18 protein-coding genes are annotated in these 22,851 nt (G+C 41.1%); 12 read left to right on the forward strand and 6 right to left on the reverse strand.

All coding sequences use genetic code 11. The features are described 5' to 3' along the window. Nucleotides 1-14 precede the first annotated feature (14 nt). Nucleotides 15-1,907 (reverse strand): RecQ family ATP-dependent DNA helicase, encoded by a 1,893-nt coding sequence (locus GM920_RS06210; RefSeq protein ID WP_182954524.1) that lies wholly within the window; start codon nucleotides 1,905-1,907, stop codon nucleotides 15-17. A 119-nt stretch (nucleotides 1,908-2,026) separates the two neighbouring features. Between GM920_RS06210 and GM920_RS06215 the strand changes: the two genes are divergently transcribed. Continuing rightward, a complete protein-coding gene (locus GM920_RS06215; RefSeq protein WP_182954526.1) occupies nucleotides 2,027-5,266 on the forward strand; it encodes an amidohydrolase family protein in 3,240 nt (1,079 codons plus the stop codon). 164 nt (nucleotides 5,267-5,430) lie between these two features. After that, nucleotides 5,431-6,285 carry a cupin-like domain-containing protein gene (locus GM920_RS06220; RefSeq protein WP_182954528.1) on the forward strand — a complete coding sequence of 285 codons (855 nt, stop codon included), beginning with the start codon at nucleotides 5,431-5,433 and terminating at the stop codon, nucleotides 6,283-6,285. Nucleotides 6,286-6,442: 157 nt separating this feature from the next. Here the strand turns inward: GM920_RS06220 and GM920_RS06225 are convergent, their stop codons facing one another. Beyond that, a complete protein-coding gene (locus tag GM920_RS06225; RefSeq protein ID WP_235964449.1) occupies nucleotides 6,443-7,672 on the reverse strand; it encodes a BaiN/RdsA family NAD(P)/FAD-dependent oxidoreductase in 1,230 nt (409 codons plus the stop codon). A 17-nt stretch (nucleotides 7,673-7,689) separates the two neighbouring features. Here GM920_RS06225 and GM920_RS06230 point away from each other — a divergent pair, with 17 nt between their 5' ends. Continuing rightward, nucleotides 7,690-8,829, forward strand: a complete 1,140-nt coding sequence (locus GM920_RS06230; protein WP_182954531.1) for a 5-(carboxyamino)imidazole ribonucleotide synthase — start codon at nucleotides 7,690-7,692, stop codon at nucleotides 8,827-8,829. Continuing rightward, nucleotides 8,829-9,320: a 5-(carboxyamino)imidazole ribonucleotide mutase gene (gene purE, locus GM920_RS06235; RefSeq protein ID WP_182954533.1), complete on the forward strand. Its 492-nt coding sequence runs from the start codon at nucleotides 8,829-8,831 to the stop codon at nucleotides 9,318-9,320. The genes GM920_RS06230 and purE overlap by 1 nt, the downstream gene beginning before the upstream one ends. A 63-nt stretch (nucleotides 9,321-9,383) precedes the next feature. Here purE and GM920_RS06240 read toward each other — a convergent pair whose 3' ends face one another. Further along, complete coding sequence (locus GM920_RS06240; RefSeq protein ID WP_182954536.1) at nucleotides 9,384-9,947, reverse strand: YqgE/AlgH family protein; 564 nt, start codon at nucleotides 9,945-9,947, stop codon at nucleotides 9,384-9,386. A gap of 49 nt (nucleotides 9,948-9,996) precedes the next feature. On the opposite strand from GM920_RS06240, the gene pdxH reads away from it, so the two are divergent. Genes pdxH through GM920_RS06260 form a run of 4 tightly spaced genes read left to right on the forward strand, consistent with a single transcriptional unit; the run spans nucleotide 9,997 to nucleotide 14,182 of the window. Beyond that, nucleotides 9,997-10,647, forward strand: coding sequence for a pyridoxamine 5'-phosphate oxidase (gene pdxH / locus GM920_RS06245; protein WP_182954539.1), 651 nt, complete (start codon nucleotides 9,997-9,999; stop codon nucleotides 10,645-10,647). A gap of 23 nt (nucleotides 10,648-10,670) precedes the next feature. Beyond that, the gene (locus tag GM920_RS06250; protein WP_182954541.1) at nucleotides 10,671-11,561 is read left to right on the forward strand and encodes a 3-hydroxybutyryl-CoA dehydrogenase; all 891 of its coding nucleotides are present in this window, start codon (nucleotides 10,671-10,673) and stop codon (nucleotides 11,559-11,561) included. Between the two features lie 36 nt (nucleotides 11,562-11,597). Continuing rightward, complete coding sequence (ruvB, locus tag GM920_RS06255) at nucleotides 11,598-12,620, forward strand: Holliday junction branch migration DNA helicase RuvB (protein ID WP_182954544.1); 1,023 nt, start codon at nucleotides 11,598-11,600, stop codon at nucleotides 12,618-12,620. Between the two features lie 53 nt (nucleotides 12,621-12,673). Beyond that, nucleotides 12,674-14,182 carry a carbon-nitrogen hydrolase family protein gene (locus GM920_RS06260; protein WP_182954546.1) on the forward strand — a complete coding sequence of 503 codons (1,509 nt, stop codon included), beginning with the start codon at nucleotides 12,674-12,676 and terminating at the stop codon, nucleotides 14,180-14,182. 37 nt (nucleotides 14,183-14,219) lie between these two features. Here the strand turns inward: GM920_RS06260 and GM920_RS06265 are convergent, their stop codons facing one another. Beyond that, a complete protein-coding gene (locus GM920_RS06265) occupies nucleotides 14,220-14,426 on the reverse strand; it encodes a hypothetical protein (protein ID WP_182954549.1) in 207 nt (68 codons plus the stop codon). Nucleotides 14,427-14,503: 77 nt separating this feature from the next. Here GM920_RS06265 and queG point away from each other — a divergent pair, with 77 nt between their 5' ends. Further along, nucleotides 14,504-15,442 carry a tRNA epoxyqueuosine(34) reductase QueG gene (queG, locus tag GM920_RS06270; protein ID WP_182954551.1) on the forward strand — a complete coding sequence of 313 codons (939 nt, stop codon included), beginning with the start codon at nucleotides 14,504-14,506 and terminating at the stop codon, nucleotides 15,440-15,442. A 2-nt stretch (nucleotides 15,443-15,444) separates the two neighbouring features. Next, a complete protein-coding gene (locus tag GM920_RS06275) occupies nucleotides 15,445-15,666 on the forward strand; it encodes a YdeI/OmpD-associated family protein (protein WP_182954553.1) in 222 nt (73 codons plus the stop codon). 76 nt (nucleotides 15,667-15,742) lie between these two features. On the opposite strand, the gene GM920_RS06280 is transcribed toward GM920_RS06275, so the two are convergent. Together GM920_RS06280 and GM920_RS06285 are read right to left on the reverse strand one after the other, a co-directional pair. Continuing rightward, entirely contained in the window at nucleotides 15,743-17,623 is a 1,881-nt protein-coding gene (locus GM920_RS06280; protein WP_182954556.1) for a M1 family metallopeptidase, read from the reverse strand. Nucleotides 17,624-17,707: 84 nt separating this feature from the next. Continuing rightward, entirely contained in the window at nucleotides 17,708-18,691 is a 984-nt protein-coding gene (locus GM920_RS06285) for a 3'-5' exonuclease (protein WP_182954557.1), read from the reverse strand. A gap of 239 nt (nucleotides 18,692-18,930) precedes the next feature. On the opposite strand from GM920_RS06285, the gene GM920_RS06290 reads away from it, so the two are divergent. After that, entirely contained in the window at nucleotides 18,931-20,904 is a 1,974-nt protein-coding gene (locus GM920_RS06290) for a DUF3857 domain-containing protein (RefSeq protein ID WP_182954560.1), read from the forward strand. 1 nt (nucleotide 20,905) lies between these two features. After that, the gene (locus tag GM920_RS06295; protein WP_182954563.1) at nucleotides 20,906-22,804 is read left to right on the forward strand and encodes a DUF3857 domain-containing protein; all 1,899 of its coding nucleotides are present in this window, start codon (nucleotides 20,906-20,908) and stop codon (nucleotides 22,802-22,804) included. Nucleotides 22,805-22,851 lie beyond the last annotated feature (47 nt).

Raw genomic sequence — 22,851 nt, forward strand, 5'->3', positions numbered from 1 at the left:
GTATCAACCCAAATCTACAAGTAAAAGTTTTTACCATCTGATTTAATCTTTCCCGCGTCCATCAATTCGCGGAGGCGTTCCATGCGTTCTTCTTCATTACCGGTTTTAAGTCCGGAAATCAGACTTTCGAGCGAATGCATCTTCGTCTGCAGTAAGGTGACCAGTTCAAAATCGATCCGATCGGCACGCACCTCATAATCGTCCGCTCTTTTCTCTGCCAAACAAACATCGCAAACACCGCATTTATCGGCATCTGGCTCATCAAAATACCTGAGCAACTGTATATTCCTACATTTCTTTACTGAAGTATAGCTCAATACCGCATTGATTTGATCCAATTGGATTTTCTTCCGCAGCTCCATGTATTTCACATCAACATCCATATGTACAAAATCTACCCTTGGGCGGATATATTGTAGCTGTGGCTGATCCGATTGTGGGAGATAGGAAAGTAAGCCCTGCTCCTCCAGATTACTGATCATCTTCTTTGCCGTACTGAAAGACAGTCCTACTTTTTTAGCAATCTCATTTTCTTCAATCTTCACATATTGATCAAATGCCCCACCATAAGACCTTAATATGGCCTTAATTAAAGGATCATATCCGGCGTTCTCAATTTGAAAACGATAAACATCTTCATGAGCAGCGGTAAACAATACCCGGGAAGGTAAAAACACATTTTCAGAAAGTGTCAGGTAGCCATCATGCTCTAAGAATTTAAGCGCAGCCATGGTCTTAATCACGCCTACATTAAAACGCTTGCAAAAGTCTGCCAGGTCGAAGTTGAAAGTCAAGCCCTCCCCTGCACCATAGGCAAGCTGGAAATAATTCCCAAGGTAATGGTATACTTTTTTAACATCCTCCACACTTGGAAAATGGTTCGTATATTTTGCTTTCAAATCCAGCTGATCTGATTTATTGGCCAACAAAACGGCATAAGCTTTTTGTCCATCTCTACCCGCACGGCCAGCTTCCTGATAATAAGCTTCCAGACTTTCCGGCAGATCCAGGTGTACCACAAAACGAACATCAGGTTTATCGATTCCCATTCCGAAAGCATTGGTGGCCACCATCACCTGGATTTTATTCTTTTTCCAGTCGTCCTGTTTACGGAACCGCTCTAGCTTCTCAATTCCTGCATGGTAAAAATCCGCAGCGATCTGATTTCTCACTAAAAATGAAGCAATCTCAACCGTTTCTCTCCGGTTACGGACATAAACCAAACCACTCCCTTTTACGTTCTTCACAATGTCGATCAGTTTCTTATACTTATCTTCATTGTCCATCACCACATAACTCAGATTTTTACGCTCAAAGCTCTGGACAAACACCTTCGGCTCCTTGACCTTTAGCTTCTCTACGATATCAGCCCTGACAAATTTAGTCGCAGTTGCGGTAAGCGCAAGGATGGGTACTTTAGGATGAATATCCCTGATTTCGGCAATTTGCTGATAAGGCGGCCTGAAGTCATAACCCCATTGAGAAATACAATGGGCTTCGTCTACCGCAATCAGATTCACATTCATATAAGAAATACGAATTCGAACAATTTCTGACAATAATCTTTCCGGAGACAGATATAAAAACTTAATCTTCCCATAAATACAGTTATCGAGCAGGATATCGATCTCTCTTTTTCCCATTCCTGCATAGATAGCGACTGCTTCAATTCCTTTGGATTTCAGGTTTTCCACCTGATCTTTCATCAGGGCAACTAATGGAGAAATGACAATACAAATCCCCTCCTTTACCAAGGCAGGTATCTGAAAACAAAGGGACTTACCCCCACCTGTAGGTAATAATGCTAAGGTATCATGGCCATTTAAAACGGAACTGATGATGTCTGATTGTAGCGGCCTGAAAGTATCAAACCCCCAGTATTTTTTTAATATCTCGGTTTCGCTCATAAAAAGGTTACTGATCAAAACTATAAAAATGAACTGATATTATTAAATTGCAGGCCTATTTACACCGATCAATTAGAAGAGACCATCCTTCATAATCGCTTAAAAAACACGATAACCTGATGAAAAAATCTTTACTACCACTGGCTTTTGTTTTCATTTTCCATTCCGCCTTTTCCCAGGAAAAAAAGTGGGACATTGAAAAATATCAAGGCCCAACAAAAACCTTCAGCATTGATACCGATGAAGGAACCTGGATGAACCTCGACGTCAGTGCCGATGGTAAAGATATCGTTTTTGACTTATTGGGTGATATTTATAGCATGCCCATTTCTGGTGGTGCAGCGACCCTGCTTAGTGGCGGAGTACCTTGGGATATCCAGCCTCGCTTTAGCCCAAATGGGAAATACATTTCTTATACCAGTGATAAGAATGGCGCAGACAACATCTGGATCATGAACCGTGATGGTTCAGGAAAAAGACAAATCACGAAAGAAACCTTCCGATTGCTGAACAATGCAACCTGGATGCCTAACAGCGAGTATCTTGTGGCACGCAAACACTACACGGGCTCCCGTTCTCTTGGTGCAGGAGAAATGTGGATGTACAGCATTTACGGTGGTGAAGGGGTACAGTTGACTAAAAGAAAAAATGACCAGCAAGATGCCGGAGAGCCAAATATCAGCCCGAATGGCAGATACCTTTACTTTAGTGAAGACATGGCTCCGGGACCAAATTTTGAATATAGTAAAGATCCGAACGGCATGATCTATGCCATCCGTCAACTGGACATGGTGACTGGAAAGTTCACAGATCTTATTGCTCAACAAGGTGGTGCAGCACGTCCACAGGTTTCCCCAGATGGAAAAATGATGGCTTATGTAAAACGTGTCCGTTTAAAATCTGTACTTTATGTACAAAATCTACGGACTGCCGAAGAATGGCCGGTTTATGAGGATCTTTCCCATGACCAGCAGGAAACCTGGGCAATCTTTGGTGTTTATCCGAACTTTGCCTGGACGCCTGACAATAAGAACCTGGTCTTCTATTCCAAAGGAAAGATCAAAAGGCTGGAGCTGTCTACATTGATTAGCAATGACATTCCTTTCCATCTGACCAGTAAACAAACGGTTCAACAAGCCCTCCATTTCCCGCATCAGGTTTTCAGTAATGAATTCGATGTAAAGATGATCAGACAACTGACCACCTCCGCAGATGGAAAAATGGTGATCTTCAATGCAGCAGGATTTCTATATAAAAAAGACCTGCCTGATGGAACGCCTGAACGCGTAACCAATGGGATAGATTTTGAGTTTGAACCTAAAATCAGTAATGATGGTAAATATGTCATCTATACGACCTGGAATGATGAGCTAAAAGGTGCGATCAAAAGAACGGATCTGAAATCTGGAAAAACGGTTACCCTTACGGATGAAAAAGGTTTCTATTATTCTCCATCCTATTCTAATAAAGGAGATAAGATCGTCTTCAGAAAAGGAGTTGGGAATGATGTATTGGGCTATGCTTATGGCAGAGGCACAGGAATCTTTACCATGTCGGCCAATGGCGGACCAAAAACACTGATTTCTGACAAAGGGATCAAGCCACAATTCAATATTGACGATACGAGAATTTATTTCCAGGGCTATGAAGGCGGTAAAAAAGCTTTTAAAAGTGTGGACATCTATGGTGCAAATGAAAGAACCCATTACACCTCTACTTATGTCACGCAGTTTACCCCTAGTCCGGATGGCAAATGGATGGCTTTCACCGAGTTGTTCAATGTCTACATCACCCCAATGATTACCGTAGGTTCTCCATTAGAACTCTCTGCGAGTAATAAGGCAATCCCATTGACAAAAATTACCAAAGATGGCGGAACTTATATCCATTGGAGTAACGACAGTCAGAAGTTATTCTGGACACTGGGCGATAAATACTACAGTAAAGACATCAAGTCTGCTTTCAATTTCAATGATGCAGGTGAGCAGGTTGCAGAAAAACAAGAGGCATCAGGTCTGTCTATCGGACTAAAATTAAAAAGCGACCAGCCTACCGGATTGCTTGCTTTAACTGGCGCCAGAATCATCACGATGAAAGGCGATGAAGTGATTGAAGAAGGAACTATTCTGGTAGAAAACAATAAAATCATTGCGGTTGGAAAGTCGGCAGAGATGACGATTCCTACACAGGCTAAGGTTATCGATGTAACCGGTAAAACAATTATGCCGGGTATCGTAGATGTCCATGCCCACCTGAGAACGAGTCCAGATGGAATCTCGCCACAACAGGATTGGTCGTATATGGCCAATCTCGCTTTCGGTGTGACCTCTTCTCATGATCCTTCCAGCAATACGGAAATGGTTTTTAGTCAGGCAGAAATGTTAAAAGCTGGCCGAATGGTGGGGCCTCGTTTGTACTCAACAGGTTCGATTCTCTATGGTGCCGATGGCGATTTTAAAGTCGTGATCAACAGCCTTGAGGATGCCTTATCTCATTTGAAAAGGTTAAAAGCAGTAGGCGCATTTTCGGTAAAATCTTACAATCAACCTAGAAGAGATCAGCGCCAACAGATCATTGAAGCAGCCAGACAGTTAAAAATGGAAGTGGTTCCTGAAGGTGGTTCTACGTTTTTCACCAATATGAACATGATTGCTGACGGGCATACCGGAATTGAGCACAGTATTCCTGTTGCACCGGTTTACAAAGATGTAACCTCTTTCTGGGGCAATACCGCAGTAGGTTATACTCCTACCCTGATTGTGAGTTATGGCAGTCAGTGGGGTGAAAACTACTGGTACGACAGGACCAATGTTTGGGAAAATGAACGCCTGATGGCCTTCACCCCGCGTGCCATTATTGATGCACGTGCCAGAAGAAGAACAACCTCGGAATACGGCGATTACGGACATATTGAAGTGGCCAAAGCCACCAAACAAATTGCAGATGCAGGCACGAAAGTAAACCTGGGTGCTCATGGTCAAATCCAGGGGCTTGGCGCACATTGGGAACTATGGATGTTGGTACAAGGAGGTATGTCGCCTTTACAGGCCATCCGTAGCGGTACTTTAAATGGTGCCGCTTACCTGGGAATGGATAAAGAAATCGGATCCCTGGAGCCCGGAAAACTAGCTGACCTGGTGATCATGGATGCCAACCCATTGAATGACATTAGAAACTCGGAGAAAATTAAATACGTCATGATTAACGGCCGTATTTTCGATAGTCTTTCGATGAATGAATTCGGGACGAGAGAAAAACTTCGTGGTAAATTCTGGTTTGAAACCGGTAAAGGAATGATTTACACCTTCCCTACTGGTGTGGCTGAAACCTATACATATACCATCCCTAACTGCGATTAGGCTTGATTAATATTTCTAAAAAAAATGCCTTCAACATCTTGCAATGCCCCCAAAAAGTTAGACACTTTATGGGGGCATTTTTATTTCCCAGCTTCTTTTTAACTTTTCCAAAAAAACCTTAACTTTAGGGAAGGACTATAACAGCTATTTTTTATAGGGAACGCATGATAACAATTGACAGAAGAAAAGACCTCTCTTACAAAGAATTCATAGAGAAGTATCAAAAACCCGGTATTCCGGTGATCCTTGAAAATGCAACACAGGCCTGGAAATCCAGTCTGATTTTTACACCTGAATTCTTCAGAGAACGGTTTGGTAACCGAACCACTTGGTTTTCTAATAAAGAATATACCGTATCTGAGTTACTGGATTTAACAGCCAACAGCACAAAAGAGAACCCGGCACCCTACCCTGTTAAGTTCAATATCCTAACTCAGTTACCTGAAATCCGGGAATTTATGGACCCGATGGACATGAACCTGGTCAAGCCCAATTGGCTGAACCATAAGATCCTGAAGAATAAACTAGGAAACGGCATGGACTTACATATCGGTGGTGCAGGGAATTGCTATTCGGTACATAAAGATGCTTACGATGTGCATGCCTGGCTCATCCAGCTGTATGGCGAAAAAGATGTCATCATTTTCCCAAGAGATCAGGAAGAGTTAATGTATCCTGGAAAGGGTGGCTTATTAGAATCCAGATCTCCGATAGACATTGCCAATCCAGATTACGAAAAATACCCAAGATTTAGAGAAGCCACACCTACCACCATTACTTTAAAGGCTGGAGAAGTGCTTTACATCCCGAGTGGCATCTGGCACACCACTCAAGCCCATGGTCAGAACATTTCTACCATCATCGATCAGGTGAACAGCTCTAATTATAAAGCCTGGAGAAGGGACGTTTATGTATATAAGAAATACCACAACAAATACCGCGCAATACTAGATTATGGCGCCGCAACCGCGATCGGTAACGCCTTTAAACTAGGAGAACTGATGGGGATGAAATTTTAACTACAAAGCTGTATGCCAAACCATTGACATACAGCTTTGTTTATTTACATTAGTATCTTAAATCAAATCCTATGGAAGTTCTTCTCGAATTGTTATTTGCATTATTAACCACAAACTGGGCTAAGAGTGGGCGTATTTTCAAAAAGCTTAAATCTTTTTAAATATTCTGCGCAATTACGTAACCATTTGCCCAAGCCCACTGGAAATTATATCCGCCGAGCCATCCGGTAACATCCACACATTCCCCACCGAAATATAAACCCGGAATGCTTTTACATTCCAACGTTTTCGACGACAGCTCCTTTGTGTCAATACCACCTCTCATGACTTCCGCTTTATCATAACCTTTATCTCCTGCTGGCTTCACTTTGAAAAAATGAATTGTCTGTTGAATCGTTTCCAATTCCACTTTAGTCAAGGCCGCAACCTGCTTTTCTAAAGGAAGGAATTTGCCCAGCGCATCGGTAAATTTCTTAGGATAATAACGATTCAGTAAGGTAGAGAGCAATAATTTCCCATTATGTTTGCGCTCTTCTTCGATTAAATCTACCACAGATTGTCTCGGCAGCAGGTCGATATTGATCGACTCTCCTCTTCTCCAATAGGAAGAAATTTGTAAGATTGCAGGGCCACTTAGGCCCCAATGTGTAAACAAAATGTTCTCTTCAAAAGAGATTTGGTCATTGCTCACTTCGCAGAAAACCGAGTTCCCCGACAAAGCCGCATACCAGTCTTCATCTTTTCCCGTAATCGTTAAGGGCACCAATGCAGGAGCCGTTTCTATGATATTTAACCCATGCTTTCTCGCAAACCGCAAGGCGAAATCTGTAGCACCCATTTTTGGAATTGGCAAGCCACCAGTTGCAATCACCAATTTCGGCGCCTTCAACGTTCTCGACTTACTCCCTTTATCAAAGCTGACCGAAAAACCATCCGCCGTTTGTTCAATATCAGTTACTGCTGCATCACATATAATCTGCTGACCAAAATCATGGCAGAGTTCTGTAAATACGCCCACAATGTCCTTCGCATTCTTGCCATCAGGAAAAAGTTGCCCTAAAGTTTTTTCTTTTCCTTGAATCCCGTACGTTTCAAAAAAGCTAATCGTATCCTCCACTGTCCACTGCGTAAAAGCAGATTTTAAGAAATGTTTGTTGTTGGAAATAAATTGTTCATCACTGGCAAACAGGTTGGTATAGTTACACCTACCCCCTCCGGAAATCAAAATCTTAGCACCCGGTTTATCGCTTTTTTCCAACAATATCACCCGCTTTCCCAAATAGCCCGCTTGTACTGCACACATTAAACCACATGCACCAGCACCAATAATTATAGCATCTGCCTCCATCAATCCGTTTATATTGTTATTTTTGTGCAAAATAAGCATAACTTTTTCATATCGATATGGCAAAACAAATAAGTGATTTAAAATTAGGCATATTAGGTGGCGGTCAATTGGGCAGGATGTTGATACAGGAAGCCATCAATTATAATTTAACCACTTTAATTTTAGATCCGGATACTGACGCTCCATGTAAACACCTGGCAAACTACTTTGAATGTGGTTCTATCACAGATTTCGACACCGTTTATAATTTCGGCAAGAAAGCAGACATCATTACTATTGAAATAGAAAAGGTAAATATTGAAGCACTGGAACAACTGGAAAAAGAAGGAAAACTAGTATACCCACAATCCAGGGTGATCCGACTAATTCAAGACAAAGGTGTTCAAAAACAATTCTTTAAAGAAAACAATATCCCTACTGCGCCTTTCCAATTGGTGAATACCAAAGAAGACATGCGCAATAGCTACATTCCATTCCCTTACATACTTAAACAGCGTAAAGATGGTTATGACGGTAAAGGGGTCATGAAAATAAACAACATAGAGGACATTGATAATGCATTTGATGCCCCATGTTTAATTGAGGAACTCGTAGATTTTGAAAAAGAAATCGCAGTCATCGTTTCCAGAAACCCTAATGGTGAGATGAAGACCTTCCCAATGGTGGAAATGGAATTCAATGCGGAAGCAAATCTGGTAGAGTTTTTAATCTCTCCTTCTACTTACCCGGAATCCATTCAGGAAAGAGCAGAAGTGATTGCAAAAAACATTGCAACCTCTTTAAATATTACGGGTCTGCTGGCCGTAGAGATGTTTGTCACCAAAACAGGAGAAATTCTCGTGAATGAATTGGCACCACGCCCACACAATAGCGGACACCAAACCATTGAAGGAAACTACGTATCTCAATTTAACCAACATTTACGTGCAATTTTCAACCTTCCTTTAGGAGATACCCGTGCAACAAACAATGCGGTGATGATCAACCTTCTGGGAGAGAAAAACCATACCGGTGTAGCCAAATACAAAGGCTTAGAAAAAGTAATGGCCATCGATGGCGTTTACGTACACCTTTACGGTAAAAAATATACCAAGCCTTTCCGCAAAATGGGACACATTACGATTGTAGATCAAAACCGCGAGAAAGCAATTGAAAAAGCCAATTACATCAAAGAAACATTAAAAGTTATTTCCTAATGAGCATACAAGTAGGCATTATTATGGGCAGCAAGTCTGACCTCCATATCATGAAAGACGCAGCCGATATCATGAAAGAGTTCGGTATACAATTTGAAATGACCGTCGTGTCAGCTCACCGTACTCCGGAAAAAATGTATGAATACGCGAAAACTGCAGCATCAAGAGGATTAAAAGTGATCATCGCCGGTGCAGGTGGTGCAGCACATTTACCTGGAATGGTGGCTTCCATCACTACCCTACCGGTAATCGGTGTACCCGTAAAATCATCTAACTCTATTGATGGATGGGATTCTATCCTGTCTATCCTTCAAATGCCAAATGGTATCCCTGTAGCCACAGTAGCGTTAAATGCAGCAAAGAATGCCGGTTTATTAGCCGTGCAAATCTTAGGTACCGCAAGTCCGGAAATTGCTGTAAAAATGCAACAGTATAAAGATGATTTAAAGAAAAAGATTGAAGAAAGCGCAATCGATCTTGAAAATTACTAATCTTAATCGCGGTAATATCAGGGTGTTTTCAGCGCTGATATTACCGTTTATGATCATCCCTGATTAATTCAGATTGGGATTCTGAGGGAAATTACTGACATGGGCGTATTTAGGTCCAAGGTTAATGATCACTTCCTTCCATAATTCCTCTTCATTGTGAGAAAATACCACATCAGCATCATACTGATCGGACACAATCCAGGTATTCTCCTTCATTTCGTCCTGTAACTGCTCGCCGGACCATCCCGAATAACCGATAAAAAACTTAATATCTTCTGGTTTAATGTGTTGGTTATTCACCAATATCTTTAGCGCTTCAAAATTACCACCCCAATACACACCTTTAGCAACTTCCTCAGCGTCAGTTAGCAAATCGGAACAACGGTGGATAAAATGGATGGTATCTACCGCAACTGGCCCACCGATATATACCGGAAAATTTCCTCCCGTAAAATCAGGCACCAGGTCACTCAGTAACAAGGTACTTTTATGGTTTAAAATAAACCCAACCGTTCCCTCTTCCTGATGTTCAGTTACCAAAACTACTGAACGCTTGAAGTTAGGGTCCATTAAAAATGGCTCCGAGATTAATAATTTACCTGCTGATGGCGCTAAAGGACTTAACATTTCGGAAATTTAGCGATAATATTAAATAAACTAAAACCTATTTTTGCATATGGAGCTAAATAAACAAAATCTACACGACTTAAGACAGGAATATCGCTCAGCACAACTGAACGAAACTGATGTGGAAAGCAATCCCATCCTGCAATTCAAAAAATGGTTTACCGAAGCGGTAGACTCGAAATTATTTGAACCAAACGTCATGACTCTGGCAACAGCAAGTGCCAAGGGCATACCTTCTGCACGTATACTCCTGCTAAAGGGCTTCGATGAAGATGGTTTTGTATTCTATACGAATTACAATAGTGATAAAGGAAAAAACCTCGCAGAAAACCCACATGCTTCCATGGTATTCTTCTGGCCGGAACTGGAAAGACAAATACGCATAGATGGCACAGTGACCAAAATTGCTCCGGAAGATTCTACTGCTTATTTTCATTCGCGCCCGATAGGTAGCCAAATTGGTGCAAGCGCTTCAGCACAAAGTAGTGTCATCCCAAACCGGGAAATATTAGAAGAAAAGGTAAAACAACTGACTGCAGAATTTGAAGGCAAAGAAATCCCTCGTCCGCTACATTGGGGAGGATATTTACTGAGTCCTACTCATATTGAGTTCTGGCAAGGCCGCCCTAGTCGCCTGCACGACCGTTTAAATTATCACTTAGTGGAAGGTTCATGGATTATCAATAGATTAGCGCCATAACTTATTACCTTAAAGAAACATAAATGAAGAACATCGCAGTGATTGGCTCAGGAACTATGGGCAATGGAATCGCGCATACTTTTGCGCAGTTTGGTTATCAGGTAAACTTAATTGATGTCAATAATGAGGCTTTGGATCGCGCCATCGCAACCATTGCTAAAAATCTGGACCGTCAGCTGAGCAAGGGTACCATTACGGAAACCGAAAAAACAAACACGCTTAAAAACATCATTAACTTCACTGATATGAAGGCTGGCGTTGCCGATGCTGACTTGATTGTTGAAGCTGCAACGGAAAACCTGGACCTTAAACTGAAAATCTTTAAAGACCTGGATAGCTTTGCGAAGCCTGCTGCCATCCTGGCCAGCAACACTTCTTCCATCTCTATCACCAAAATAGCTTCAGTCACCAACCGCGGCGATAAAGTGATTGGCATGCATTTCATGAATCCCGTTCCTGTGATGAAACTCGTAGAAGTAATCAGAGGCTATGCAACCAGCAATGAAACCACTGCAATCGTCATGGAGCTTTCTACAAAATTGGCTAAGACCCCGGTAGAAGTAAACGACTACCCGGGCTTTGTAGCCAACAGGATTTTAATGCCCATGATCAATGAAGCGATATACACCCTGTACGAAAACGTAGCAGGAGTATCCGAAATTGACACGGTGATGAAACTGGGAATGGCACATCCAATGGGACCACTTCAACTGGCTGATTTTATTGGCCTTGACGTTTGCCTGGCGATCTTAAACGTGCTGCATGATGGTTTTGGAAATCCTAAATATGCACCATGCCCATTACTGGTCAATATGGTGACTGCCGGAAACAAAGGTGTAAAATCCGGAGAAGGCTTTTACAACTATGCAAATGGCATAAAAGACGCTGTTGTGGCTAATAAATTTAGTAAATAATATCAATTTTAAGCCTTTTATACTAACTTTACACCCATGAATGAAAATCTGGACCCGAACGCTGAAAGTTTAACCCCTATCGAACGTGATATTGAAAAAGTATTACGTCCGCAGGCATTTGAAGACTTTACAGGTCAGGAAAAGATCATGGAGAACTTAAAGATCTTTGTAGAGGCTGCAAAGTTACGCGGAGAACCTTTAGACCATGTTTTATTACATGGTCCTCCGGGACTTGGTAAAACTACCCTCTCCTATATCATTGCCAATGAAATGGGTGTAGGAATTAAAGTAACCTCAGGTCCGGTTCTGGATAAACCAGGCGACCTGGCCGGATTGTTAACCGGCCTGGATGAAGGTGATATCTTGTTTATCGATGAGATCCACAGGCTAAGCCCATTGGTAGAAGAATATTTGTATTCTGCAATGGAGGATTTCAAGATCGACATCATGCTGGAAAGTGGCCCAAATGCCCGTTCCGTACAAATCAGTCTGAATCCTTTCACCTTAGTTGGAGCCACTACCCGCTCCGGATTACTAACCGCACCATTAAGGGCCAGGTTTGGGATCAATTCCCGTCTGGCTTATTATGATGCGAAACTACTGACCACCATCGTACTCCGCTCCTCTGATATCCTAAAAACACCAATCACCGAAGAAGGTGCTTATGAGATTGCACGCCGCAGCAGGGGAACACCTCGTATTGCCAATGCCCTACTCAGACGTACCCGGGATTTCGCACAGATCAAAGGTAATGGGAAGATTGATACCGCCATTTCCAGATATGCATTGAAAGCTTTAAATGTAGATGAACACGGTCTGGATGAAATGGACAACAGAATCCTGGTCACCATTATCGACAAGTTTAAAGGTGGCCCTGTAGGCTTAAAAACCATTGCTACCGCCGTAGGAGAAGATGAAGGAACCATCGAAGAGGTTTATGAACCCTTTTTAATTCAAGAAGGATTTCTGATGCGTACTTCCCGTGGAAGAGAGGTAACTGAAGCCGCTTACAAACACCTGCAAAAGAACTTCCCAGGACATACAGGCAAACTATTTTAAGTATTTACCTGCTTTAGGCATCATTTCTGTGTTGATCACCTAAACCTAGGTATATGAACATAGAATTAAGAAAACTCACTTTAGCAGACTATAATGATTTAAAGGAATCCATGAGCCAGGCCTATGATACACTTGGCGGACAAATATGGAGTAAAAGTAGCATCGAAAGATTGCTGAAGTTATTCCCTGAAGGTCAGCTCTGTATCTCTGTAGATGGTAAAGTGGTGGCTTGTTCCTTATCCATCATCGTAGATTACGATGAATATGGTGATAAACATACTTACAAGAACATTACCGGAGATTACTCTTTCTCTACGCATGATAGAGAAGGTGATGTACTCTATGGCATAGAAATCTTTGTACACCCGGAATACCGTGGACTAAGATTAGGACGCAGGTTATATGAAGCCAGGAAAGAACTTTGCGAAACTTTAAACCTTAAAAGTATTGTTGCCGGAGGTAGAATCCCCAATTACCACCAATACGCAGATACCCTCAGCCCCAGACAATATATCGATAAGGTAAAAGCGAAGGAGATCTTCGACCCTACCCTGACCTTCCAGTTATCCAATGATTTTCACGTTAGAAAAGTATTGAAGAACTACCTTCCCGGAGATCATGAATCTAAAGACTATGCCACCTTATTAGAATGGAATAACATTTATTATAGAGGTGTTGATGCTTCAGCACGCTCCGCGAAAACCATCAGAATTGGCTTGGTACAATGGCAAATGCGCCTTTTCCCCGATATTGAAGGATTCTATGAACAGGTAAAGTTTTTCGTAGATGCAGTTAGTGGATACCAGTCGGACTTTATCATGTTCCCTGAATTCTTTAATACGCCACTATTACAACCTTACAATGATCTTCCAGAGATGGAGGCCATGCGAAAATTAGCAGAGTTTACGGATGAAATTGTAGCCAAAATGCAAGAGTATGCCGTATCATATAATGTAAATATTGTATCCGGAAGCATGCCGGTAGTAGACGACAATAAGCTGTACAATGTAACCTACTTATGTCACCGAAGTGGTAAAACAGATGAATTCAGAAAAATCCACATCACGCCAAATGAACAGAAATATTATGGTATGGTGGGCGGAGATAAAATCCAGGTTTTTGATACCGATTGTGGTAAAGTAGGGATCCTGATTTGTTACGATGTGGAGTTCCCTGAACTGAGCAGAATTTATGCCGATCAAGGAATGCAGATTCTATTCGTTCCTTTCCTTACTGATACTCAAAATGGGTATACCAGGGTGAGAAGATGTGCACAGGCAAGAGCGATAGAAAACGAATGTTATGTGGCAATCGCCGGTTGCGTAGGTAATCTGCCGAAAGTAAACAATATGGATATCCAGTTTGCACAATCCGCTGTCTTTACGCCTTCAGATTTCGCCTTCCCAACCAATGCGGTAAAAGCAGAAACTACCCCAAACACAGAAATGATGTTGGTAGTGGATGTAGACCTCCACCTGTTAGATGAAATCCACCATTTTGGAACCGTAAGAATCCTGAAAGATCGTCGTAAAGATCTTTATGAAGTACGTCTACTTAAATAATCACTTATTTAGTACCAAAGCTTTGACGGCTTTGGTACTATTTAAAAAACAACCAATAAATCAACAGGGCGAGGATCAGTATCGGAATAATCCATTTTAACGCTACTGCAGCGCCATTTTTATCATATTCATTTACCGCCTGAGGTGATGGCCCCGGATCCTCCTGGTGCTTCGCATAATCCGTTTCTATCGGTTTATGGGGTTTTAATGGTTCTTGATTCCCTTCTTCATGCTTAGTTTCCATGATTTCTACATTTGGTGTACTTTAATAACAGTACATCTTTTAAAAGGTTTTATCGCTAAACCTTATCTTTGTACCAGATGTTGAACAATCCAGCAAGATATAGTGCGCTAATTAAAGCGGAAGCCCTCCGCTTGGGCTTCATGCAATGCGGGATTGCCAAAGCCGGTTTTCTGGAAGAAGAAGCACCAAGATTAGAAAAGTGGCTGCAAAACCAGCACCATGGAGAAATGAATTATATGGAAAATCATTTCGACAAAAGACTGGATCCAAGGTTATTGGTTGATGATGCAAAATCGGTCATCTCCCTTACGCTCAACTATTACCCCGAAAGCCAACAACAAGACCCTGAGGCGCCAAAAATCTCCAAGTATGCCTATGGCATGGATTACCATTTAGTAATCAAAGACAAGCTTTTTCAATTGCTGAACTTCATCAATGAAGAAATCGGCGAGGTATCAGGCCGGGCTTTTGTAGATTCAGCACCGGTTTTAGATCGCGCCTGGGCGAAAAAAGCTGGAATTGGCTGGATCGGGAAAAACAGTAACCTGATCAATAAAAAAAGTGGCTCCTTCTTTTTTCTGGCAGAGCTGATTATAGACCTCGACTTGGAATATGACCAGCCCTTTGTAACCGACCATTGCGGTACTTGTACCAAATGTATAGATGCCTGTCCGACCGATGCCATCCTGAACCCTTTTATTATTGATGCTAAAAAATGTATCTCTTACCTGACGATAGAACTCCGGGAGGAAATCCCGAAATCATTTAATGATAAAATGGAAAACTGGATGTTTGGCTGTGACATTTGTCAGGATGTATGCCCCTGGAACAGGTTTTCCGTTCCAAATACAGAACCACAATTCCAACCCAACCCACAGCTTTTGAACATGAAAAAGGAAGATTGGATGGACATTACAGAAGACGTATTCAAGACAATTTTTAAGAATTCCGCTGTAAAACGCACTAAATATAAAGGGCTCAGCAGAAATATTGACTTTATAAAAACAACCAGATAACTATGCTTAAAAAAGGTGAACACATTGAAGGTACTCCAGCAGAACTTCAATTACTACTAGACCAAAACCCAACTGCGAACACTTTCTTTGAAAGCCTGGCGAAATCCTACAAACAAGGTTACTGCGACTGGGTAGGCTCTGCAAAACAGGAAGCAACAAGGACTACCAGAGCAGAAAAAGCATTAACCATGTTGCTGAACAACCAAAAAACATTAAAAACCTAATCAAACAGATCGGTTTTAACGTAAAAAGGCACCATTAAGAAATGGTGCCTTTTTACGTTAATCTATTTAAGATTTGTTAATTATCGACTGTGTTTTTTCCAACATTGTCGCTTTTATCCTTATCAGGTACATGCGCACTGCCCATGACCACTTTTACAAATTTCTTGTTCGTAACCACATTGACAATCACCTTATTATCGCCACTTTCCCATACACCTATACTTTTATGCACATCAGCAGTAGAGCCATCTTCATACGTGATCTTTAAGTCTATCGGTAAAGGTTTATTACTTTTATTGCGTACCACAAATGCGTAACCATCAGCTGTTTTATTTACACCATCAATCGACATATCGGTTACTCCTTCTTCAAAGAACCAACGTTTCCAGAACCAGTTCAGGTTTTTCCCAGAACCTTCGTTCATACTGTTGAAGAAATCATAAGGCGTTGGATGTTTACCATTCCATAATTTGATATAATGGTGCAAAGCTTTCAAAAACACTTCATCACCCAGGTAATCTTTCACAAACAAATAACCTAATCCTGGTTTTGGATAGGAATTTGTAAAAGTTCCAGCACCTTTAAGTTCCGTACTTAAAGTCACGATTGGGGTATCATCTTTTGTACCTGAAGAGTTTCCCGTTGCTGCAATCCCATATTCATCCACCATGGTGGTATCGATCATCGGAGCAATCAGCCATTCCCCGATCGTTGCCCAACCTTCATCCATCCAGGCGTATTTGGTTTCATTGATGCCCATATAGAAAGGGAACATCGTATGAAAAATTTCATGAATCGTCAGCGTGATTGCATCCTGTCTTTTTTCTACCGGATTGTCGTTTACCATCATCGGATATTCCATCTGGTCAAGGCCATCAAAGATCGTCTCATGCGCATATGGATATGGCCATTTAGGAAAAGAATAGCTCATCGCATGTACCGTCTGGCGGGCGAAATCAATCACCTCATAATAATCCTTATGAATTGGATTAAAAGCAGCATCTACACGAGTTCTTCTTCCTGTCTTAGGATCTACCACCAAGCTGGTTGATTTCCACAGGTAATGGTCGCTCAGTGCAAAAACAAAATCCGTCACATTTTTCGCATCAAACTTCCAGGTATTAAAGGCCTGATCTGCAGTAACAGCTTTATTTGCCAAATCCTGATCATTGATCACGTCAATCACTTCATCCACCTTTTCTGCCTTCGCTAAGCGCGCAGCAATGTCTTTACGAAGTACTTGCTTCGCGTTCATTAAATCTCCTGTAGCCCATACCACAAAATTCTTTGGGACGGTGATTTCTCCTTTGAAATTGCAGAAGTCATTGTAAAACTCTACATCGCCCGTATAAGGGAATTTATTCCAGCCGTCAATATCATCATAAACCGCAATACGAGGGAAGAAATAGGCTACAAAATGGGAGCCTTCATCTACTTGTCCGGTACGCATATGAGAACCTTTGTTCAGGTCGTATTGGTAATCGATTTTTAATTTGATCTGTTTTCCGGGAGCTAGTGGCGCAATGGTAGCCTTCATATTCGTACCTTCAATGGTAATGGCGGTCTGAGCAATCTCGCGGCCATCAGCCACTATAGCAGCGATATTTACCCCTTCATGCAAGTCGCGGTCATTGAATTTAGTATTGCGCTCCACCCCTTTTTTATACAGGTTTGGATATAATTTAAACCACAATTGCTTCAGTGTATCCGGACTGTTGTTATAATAAACCACTTCCACGACCCCTTTCAAGGCTCTGGTTTCCGGATTAAAATTCACCTTTAAATCATAATTGGCTGTATTCTGCCAGTATTTCGGACCTGGTTTACCAGAAACAGAACGGGTACCTTTAGCATAAGCTGCCTGAATTTCCGGAAGAACCGGAAGACTTTGCTGGGCAGATACCATACTGGATAGCCCAATAGAAAAGATAAGAAATGAGATTCTTTTAATCAGCATATAGATGTTGTTTTTAAACAAAAAAGAGGTTGCCTAAAGTTAATTAACTTTGCGGCAGCCTCTTTGTATTTTTATTGATATTCTTTATTTACCGAACTTCATTTTTAGTTGCTCCAACATATCATTGGTCACCTCAACAGCCGGTTTTGTCTTTTTCTCTTGAGGAACTGCAGGCTTAACTACATTACTCGCGCCAGAACCTACTATTGGTTTTGGTTTACTCGCAATGGTCTGCTGTTGTTTTTCTTGTTTCAACTGCTCCTTTTTCTTGTTCCATCTTGCCCAAATCTCTTCCAGTTTTTTCTTGGTATATAACGGGAAGTCTCCTTGTCTCATCCAGGCATAATAACTTGGCTCAGTATCAAATACCTGCTCTACAGTTTTACCTTTATGCTTACCGAAATTAAAGATCTCCTGCCCCTGCTCATTAAATACCATTCTGCCAGCAAAATCTACTGGTTTGTTCATATTTGTGAAAGTATGCAAGGCCTCAACATCATTCTTTACCGGCTTAGAAATATTCCCTTGTTTATCTTCAAACTCGGTATCCTTATAACGCTCAATTTGCGCCAGTAACACGTGGTAAGTAGCGGTAATATCTGCTTCAGCAGAATGCGCATTAACAATATCTTTATCGCAATAAAACTTATATGCAGCACGTAAAGTGCGTTGTTCCATTTGGTGAAAAACATTCTGAACGTCTACAAATTTCCTGTCAGACATATCAAAATCTACTCCTGCTCTTAAAAACTCTTCCAGCAATACCGGAATGTCAAATCTGTTGGAATTGTAACCTGCAAGGTCAGCGTCTCCAATAAAATCAGCCAGTTCTGCAGCCACCTCTTTAAAGGTTGGTTCATTAGCGATATCTTTATCATAAATCCCATGAATCAGGGATGATGCTAAAGGAATCGGCATCTCTGGATTAATGCGCATCGTTTTGATTTGCTCCGTACCATCGGGCATCGCTTTTAAAATGGCAATTTCAACAATGCGATCTGCACCTACATTAACACCTGTAGTTTCCAGATCAAAAAAAGCAAGAGGGCGGTTTAAATTTAATTTCATTCGTATATATTGCTATTTTTAAAGGTTTGAATCCTAAAGAATCCATGATTAACACTTTGGTAGCTCTTCAAAAGTCGTAAAAATCATCCATTAAACCTCAACTTATTTAGTAATCCACTAAATACCATGATGATGAATTCCATGACAACTGATTATTTATTGACCTACATGATAATCAACGCTAAAAATTCTTATTTAGCGTAAAGTAACTTAACTTGCAGGCTCAAATAATTGCTCTTATGAAACGCCTTTTATTGCTCTCTCTATTACTGCTGGTCCAGCTAACTACTCAGGCACAGGACTTTCCCTTTGCAGGAATTACCCATGAGGAACTAGACCTCAAAAACACGGTAATTGATTCCAATGCCAATGCCATTGTCCTCAAGGAATTTGGAACCGCCAGAATCCAGTTAAATGCTGATGACAGTAGGTTGGTGGTTACTTTTAACTACCATGTTCGCATTAAAATATTCAATAAACAAGGATATGAACAGGGGAATATTACCATTCCGCAACGCATTTATGGCGATAAAGAAGATCAGATTACGAACATCAAAGCAGTCACCGTTAACTTTATCGATGGCGAATTCAAACAAACTGCGCTTGATCCAAAGAAAATCTTTCATGAGAAAAGCAGCAAATATACCGCGCAGACAAAATTTACAATACCAAACCTTCAGGATGGCAGCATTATAGAATATAGCTATCAAATCAGCAGTCCTTATATCTTTAACTTTAGACCTTGGAACTTCCAATCAGATATCCCAAAGCTTCATAGTGAGTATGTGGCTTATATACCTGGTTTATACAATTATAATGTCGTATTAAGAGGCGCTCTAAAACTAAGTGACACCAAAGCAGAACTCAACAAAGAATGTTTGAGATTAAACGGCACTAATGTAGACTGTTCCAAGATGACGTATATCATGAAGAACATTCCAGCCTTTATAGAAGAAAATTACATGACTGCTCCGGTGAATTTTAAATCTGCCATTAACTTTGAGCTGTCTGATTATGTGATGATCACAGGTGGTAAAGTAAACCTGACCAAGAGCTGGAAAGACATAGATTATGAGCTGAAATCGGATCGTTCTTTTGGTTCACAAATGAAAAAGAAAGATGCCTTCAAAGATTTAATGCCAGAGATCTTAAAAAACACAACCGATGACCTCTCCAAAGCTAAGGCTGTGTATGCCTACATCGCGAAGAACATCAAATCCAATGGATACATTGGCATTTACAGTGAAAACGATGTTAAAAAAGCATTAGCAAGTCATTCTGGAAATACGGGAGATATTAATCTTGGATTAATATCAGCCTTGACTGCCGCAAATCTGGATGCGGAAGCCCTCATCCTCTCTACACGTAACAATGGCGAATTGAATCGATTGTTTCCAGTGATTACTAATTTCAATTATGTAGTGGTTAAAGTAAACATTGGGGAACAAAGTTTTTTACTGGACGCATCAGTTCCCCTGTTGCCTTTCGGTATGCTTCCGCTACATTGCATCAACGGCCAGGGAAGAGTCATTAGCTTAAAAAAACCTTCCTATTGGTATGATGTCAGCGCTGGACAAAAAGATTATAGCCGATATAACTTTAACGCCACTTTAACAAAAGATGGAAAGATCAAAGGAGAACTGATTACTTATTCTTCCGGTTATACCGCACTAAAAAAAAGAAAGGCCATTGAAGAAGCCAATTCCATCGCTGAATACGTAGAGAAACTGGATGAAAAAATGCCGAAAATCAGTATTACTCAGCATGAGATTCTTAACCTGGATAGTCTCCAACTCCCCTTAACAGAAAAATACGAGTTATTGATCAACTCCTTCGATGCAGCGCAAATGTCTAAGGTCTTCTTCAGTCCCTTTTTCATAGAGCACATTAGCAAAAATCCATTTAACCTGAATGACCGAACTTATCCGGTAGATTTAGGTGGTAGCTCAGAATGTCGCATAAACATTCAATTGACCATCCCAGAAGATTACGTGCTGGTAGATCAGCCGAAAGACATGAGCATTGGCTTAGCTGATAACGGAGGCCGCTACCTGACTAAAACCCAGGTTGCCGACCATGTCATTACCTTTACTCAGCTCCTGCAATTGAGTAAACCAATCTATGACCCTTCAGAATATCTTTCTTTAAAAGAATTTTACAGTCAGATCATTCAAAATCAAAAAACAGACATCATCCTTAAAAAAACACCATAAAATGAAGAAGCTGATTTTGCTCCTGCTTTCCTTAGGAACGACGATCTCCGGTATTGCACAGTCCAATTATGCCGTTGATAAAATACCTGGAAACCTGAAAGTCAATGCCAATTCGGTGATCCGCGATATGCTAACTACCGTAGAAATGCGGGACGTAGATCAGGTCATGGTCAGTGTTAAAAAGGTGATTACCGTCTGGAATAAAAATGGAGATCCCAGGGCAGAACTGGCCTTACATTACAACAAAAGCACCGTGATTCAACGCATAAAAGGTCAGTTACTCGATGCTTTCGGAAATCCCGTTTATAAATTTTCACAAAGTGATTTCAATGATGAAAGTGCAGTCAGCAATGGAAGCCTGTATGTTGATTACCGCGTAAAATATTACAGCCCCCGAGTGATGACCTATCCCTATACCATTGTTTATGAATATGAATTGCGGAATAAACAAAACCTCATCCTTCCAGAATGGTATGGTAATCCCTATCCGGACCAATCTGTAGAAAGCAATAAGTATGTTTTTATTACCAAACCCGCGGATGAAATCCGAATTAAGGAAAGCAATTATTCAGGAAAAGCAGAAGTTCAAACTACTGAAAAAACGAAAAGTTATACCTGGCAGCTGAGCAATAAGCCCGCAACGAAAAAAGAGCCCTTTGCACCCGATCCGGAGGATTATACAACCGCAGTAAAAATTGCAGCCAAACAATTTAGTTATTATGGCCATAAGGGTCAGTATCAAAATTGGGAAGAACTGGGAAAATGGGTCTATGAAGAGCTGATCAAAGACAGACAGCAATTACCGGAATCCAGCATACAGGAGGTCAAAGCACTGGTCAGTGGTCTCCAGGACGATCGGGAAAAAGCCAAAAAAATTTATGAATACGTACAGAAAAAAACAAGGTACATCAGTGTACAAATAGGCATTGGAGGTTTTCAGCCCATGCCGGCAGCCGAAGTTCAGCAAATGTCTTATGGCGATTGTAAAGCACTCGTAAATTATACCCAAACACTTTTAAAAAGTGTGGGTATCCCCTCGCTATACTGTGTGGTGAATGCCGGAGATGCGAAAAAAGACATGGATCCCAACTTTGCAGATATGGAGCAAGGTAACCACATCATTTTAGCCCTTCCCCTAAAAGCCGATACCATCTGGTTGGAATGTACGAGTTCAGAAAATCCTTTCGGTTTTCTTGGTGATTTTACGGATGACAGAACCGTTTTCGCCTGTAGCCCCGATGGCGGAAAAATCCTCCATACCCCCAAGCTAACCACGGAGATGAACCAGTTGAATAGAAACGTAAGTCTTCAGGTCGATAGCCTTGGCAACATCAGGGGTAATCTTAAAGCAGTTTATACTGGGGCCCAGTACGACAGTTTTAATCCGCTTATCGGCCAGCCAAACACCGAGCAGCTCAAGTTGTTAAAAGACAAATATGATGTCGACAACATTAATTTCAGTGATTTTAAGCTCAGCCAGGACAAAAGTCTAAAACCAAGCACAACCACCTCCTTTAACCTGGAGATCCCAAAATATGTGGCAAATAACAACAAGCACTTTTATCTTGAACTCAACCTATTCAATAAAAATCAGACGATTCGGGAAGTAAAAAATAGAACCTTAAAAGTTTATATCAATAGAGGATATACGGACGAAGACGAATTAATTTTTCAACTTCCAGAAGGGTATAAATTGGAATTACAACCTAAGAACAAAGAAATCATAAGCGCATTTGGGAGCTATAGCTCAACCATTAAAATAGAAGGAAAAACGATCATCTACAAAAGGAAAATGACCATAAAAGATGGCACTTATCCTGCGGAGCAGTATCAGGAGTTCAGTACTTTCATCAATGACATCAGTACTGCTGATCAAACTAAGATCGTATATACGCTATAATTAACTGAGAATTAGAATACCTAAGGCAATTCCGATGACCATAATCA

It is taken from the genome of Pedobacter gandavensis (assembly GCF_014172405.1).
Classification (GTDB): domain Bacteria; phylum Bacteroidota; class Bacteroidia; order Sphingobacteriales; family Sphingobacteriaceae; genus Pedobacter; species Pedobacter gandavensis.

Bases quoted from the DNA above. Each gene is read 5' to 3' on its own strand.
- GM920_RS06210 (WP_182954524.1), bottom strand. From the start codon at position 1,907: ATGAGCGAAACCGAGATATTAAAAAAATACTGGGGGTTTGATACTTTC.
- GM920_RS06250 (WP_182954541.1), top strand. From the start codon at position 10,671: ATGAAGAACATCGCAGTGATTGGCTCAGGAACTATGGGCAATGGAATC.
- GM920_RS06295 (WP_182954563.1), top strand. From the start codon at position 20,906: ATGAAGAAGCTGATTTTGCTCCTGCTTTCCTTAGGAACGACGATCTCC.
- purE (WP_182954533.1), top strand. From the start codon at position 8,829: ATGAGCATACAAGTAGGCATTATTATGGGCAGCAAGTCTGACCTCCAT.
- GM920_RS06260 (WP_182954546.1), top strand. From the start codon at position 12,674: ATGAACATAGAATTAAGAAAACTCACTTTAGCAGACTATAATGATTTA.
- GM920_RS06275 (WP_182954553.1), top strand. From the start codon at position 15,445: ATGCTTAAAAAAGGTGAACACATTGAAGGTACTCCAGCAGAACTTCAA.
- GM920_RS06225 (WP_235964449.1), bottom strand. From the start codon at position 7,672: ATGCTTATTTTGCACAAAAATAACAATATAAACGGATTGATGGAGGCA.
- GM920_RS06230 (WP_182954531.1), top strand. From the start codon at position 7,690: ATGGCAAAACAAATAAGTGATTTAAAATTAGGCATATTAGGTGGCGGT.
- GM920_RS06215 (WP_182954526.1), top strand. From the start codon at position 2,027: ATGAAAAAATCTTTACTACCACTGGCTTTTGTTTTCATTTTCCATTCC.
- GM920_RS06280 (WP_182954556.1), bottom strand. From the start codon at position 17,623: ATGCTGATTAAAAGAATCTCATTTCTTATCTTTTCTATTGGGCTATCC.
- ruvB (WP_182954544.1), top strand. From the start codon at position 11,598: ATGAATGAAAATCTGGACCCGAACGCTGAAAGTTTAACCCCTATCGAA.
- GM920_RS06220 (WP_182954528.1), top strand. From the start codon at position 5,431: ATGATAACAATTGACAGAAGAAAAGACCTCTCTTACAAAGAATTCATA.
- GM920_RS06290 (WP_182954560.1), top strand. From the start codon at position 18,931: ATGAAACGCCTTTTATTGCTCTCTCTATTACTGCTGGTCCAGCTAACT.
- GM920_RS06240 (WP_182954536.1), bottom strand. From the start codon at position 9,947: ATGTTAAGTCCTTTAGCGCCATCAGCAGGTAAATTATTAATCTCGGAG.
- GM920_RS06265 (WP_182954549.1), bottom strand. From the start codon at position 14,426: ATGGAAACTAAGCATGAAGAAGGGAATCAAGAACCATTAAAACCCCAT.
- queG (WP_182954551.1), top strand. From the start codon at position 14,504: ATGTTGAACAATCCAGCAAGATATAGTGCGCTAATTAAAGCGGAAGCC.
- pdxH (WP_182954539.1), top strand. From the start codon at position 9,997: ATGGAGCTAAATAAACAAAATCTACACGACTTAAGACAGGAATATCGC.
- GM920_RS06285 (WP_182954557.1), bottom strand. From the start codon at position 18,691: ATGAAATTAAATTTAAACCGCCCTCTTGCTTTTTTTGATCTGGAAACT.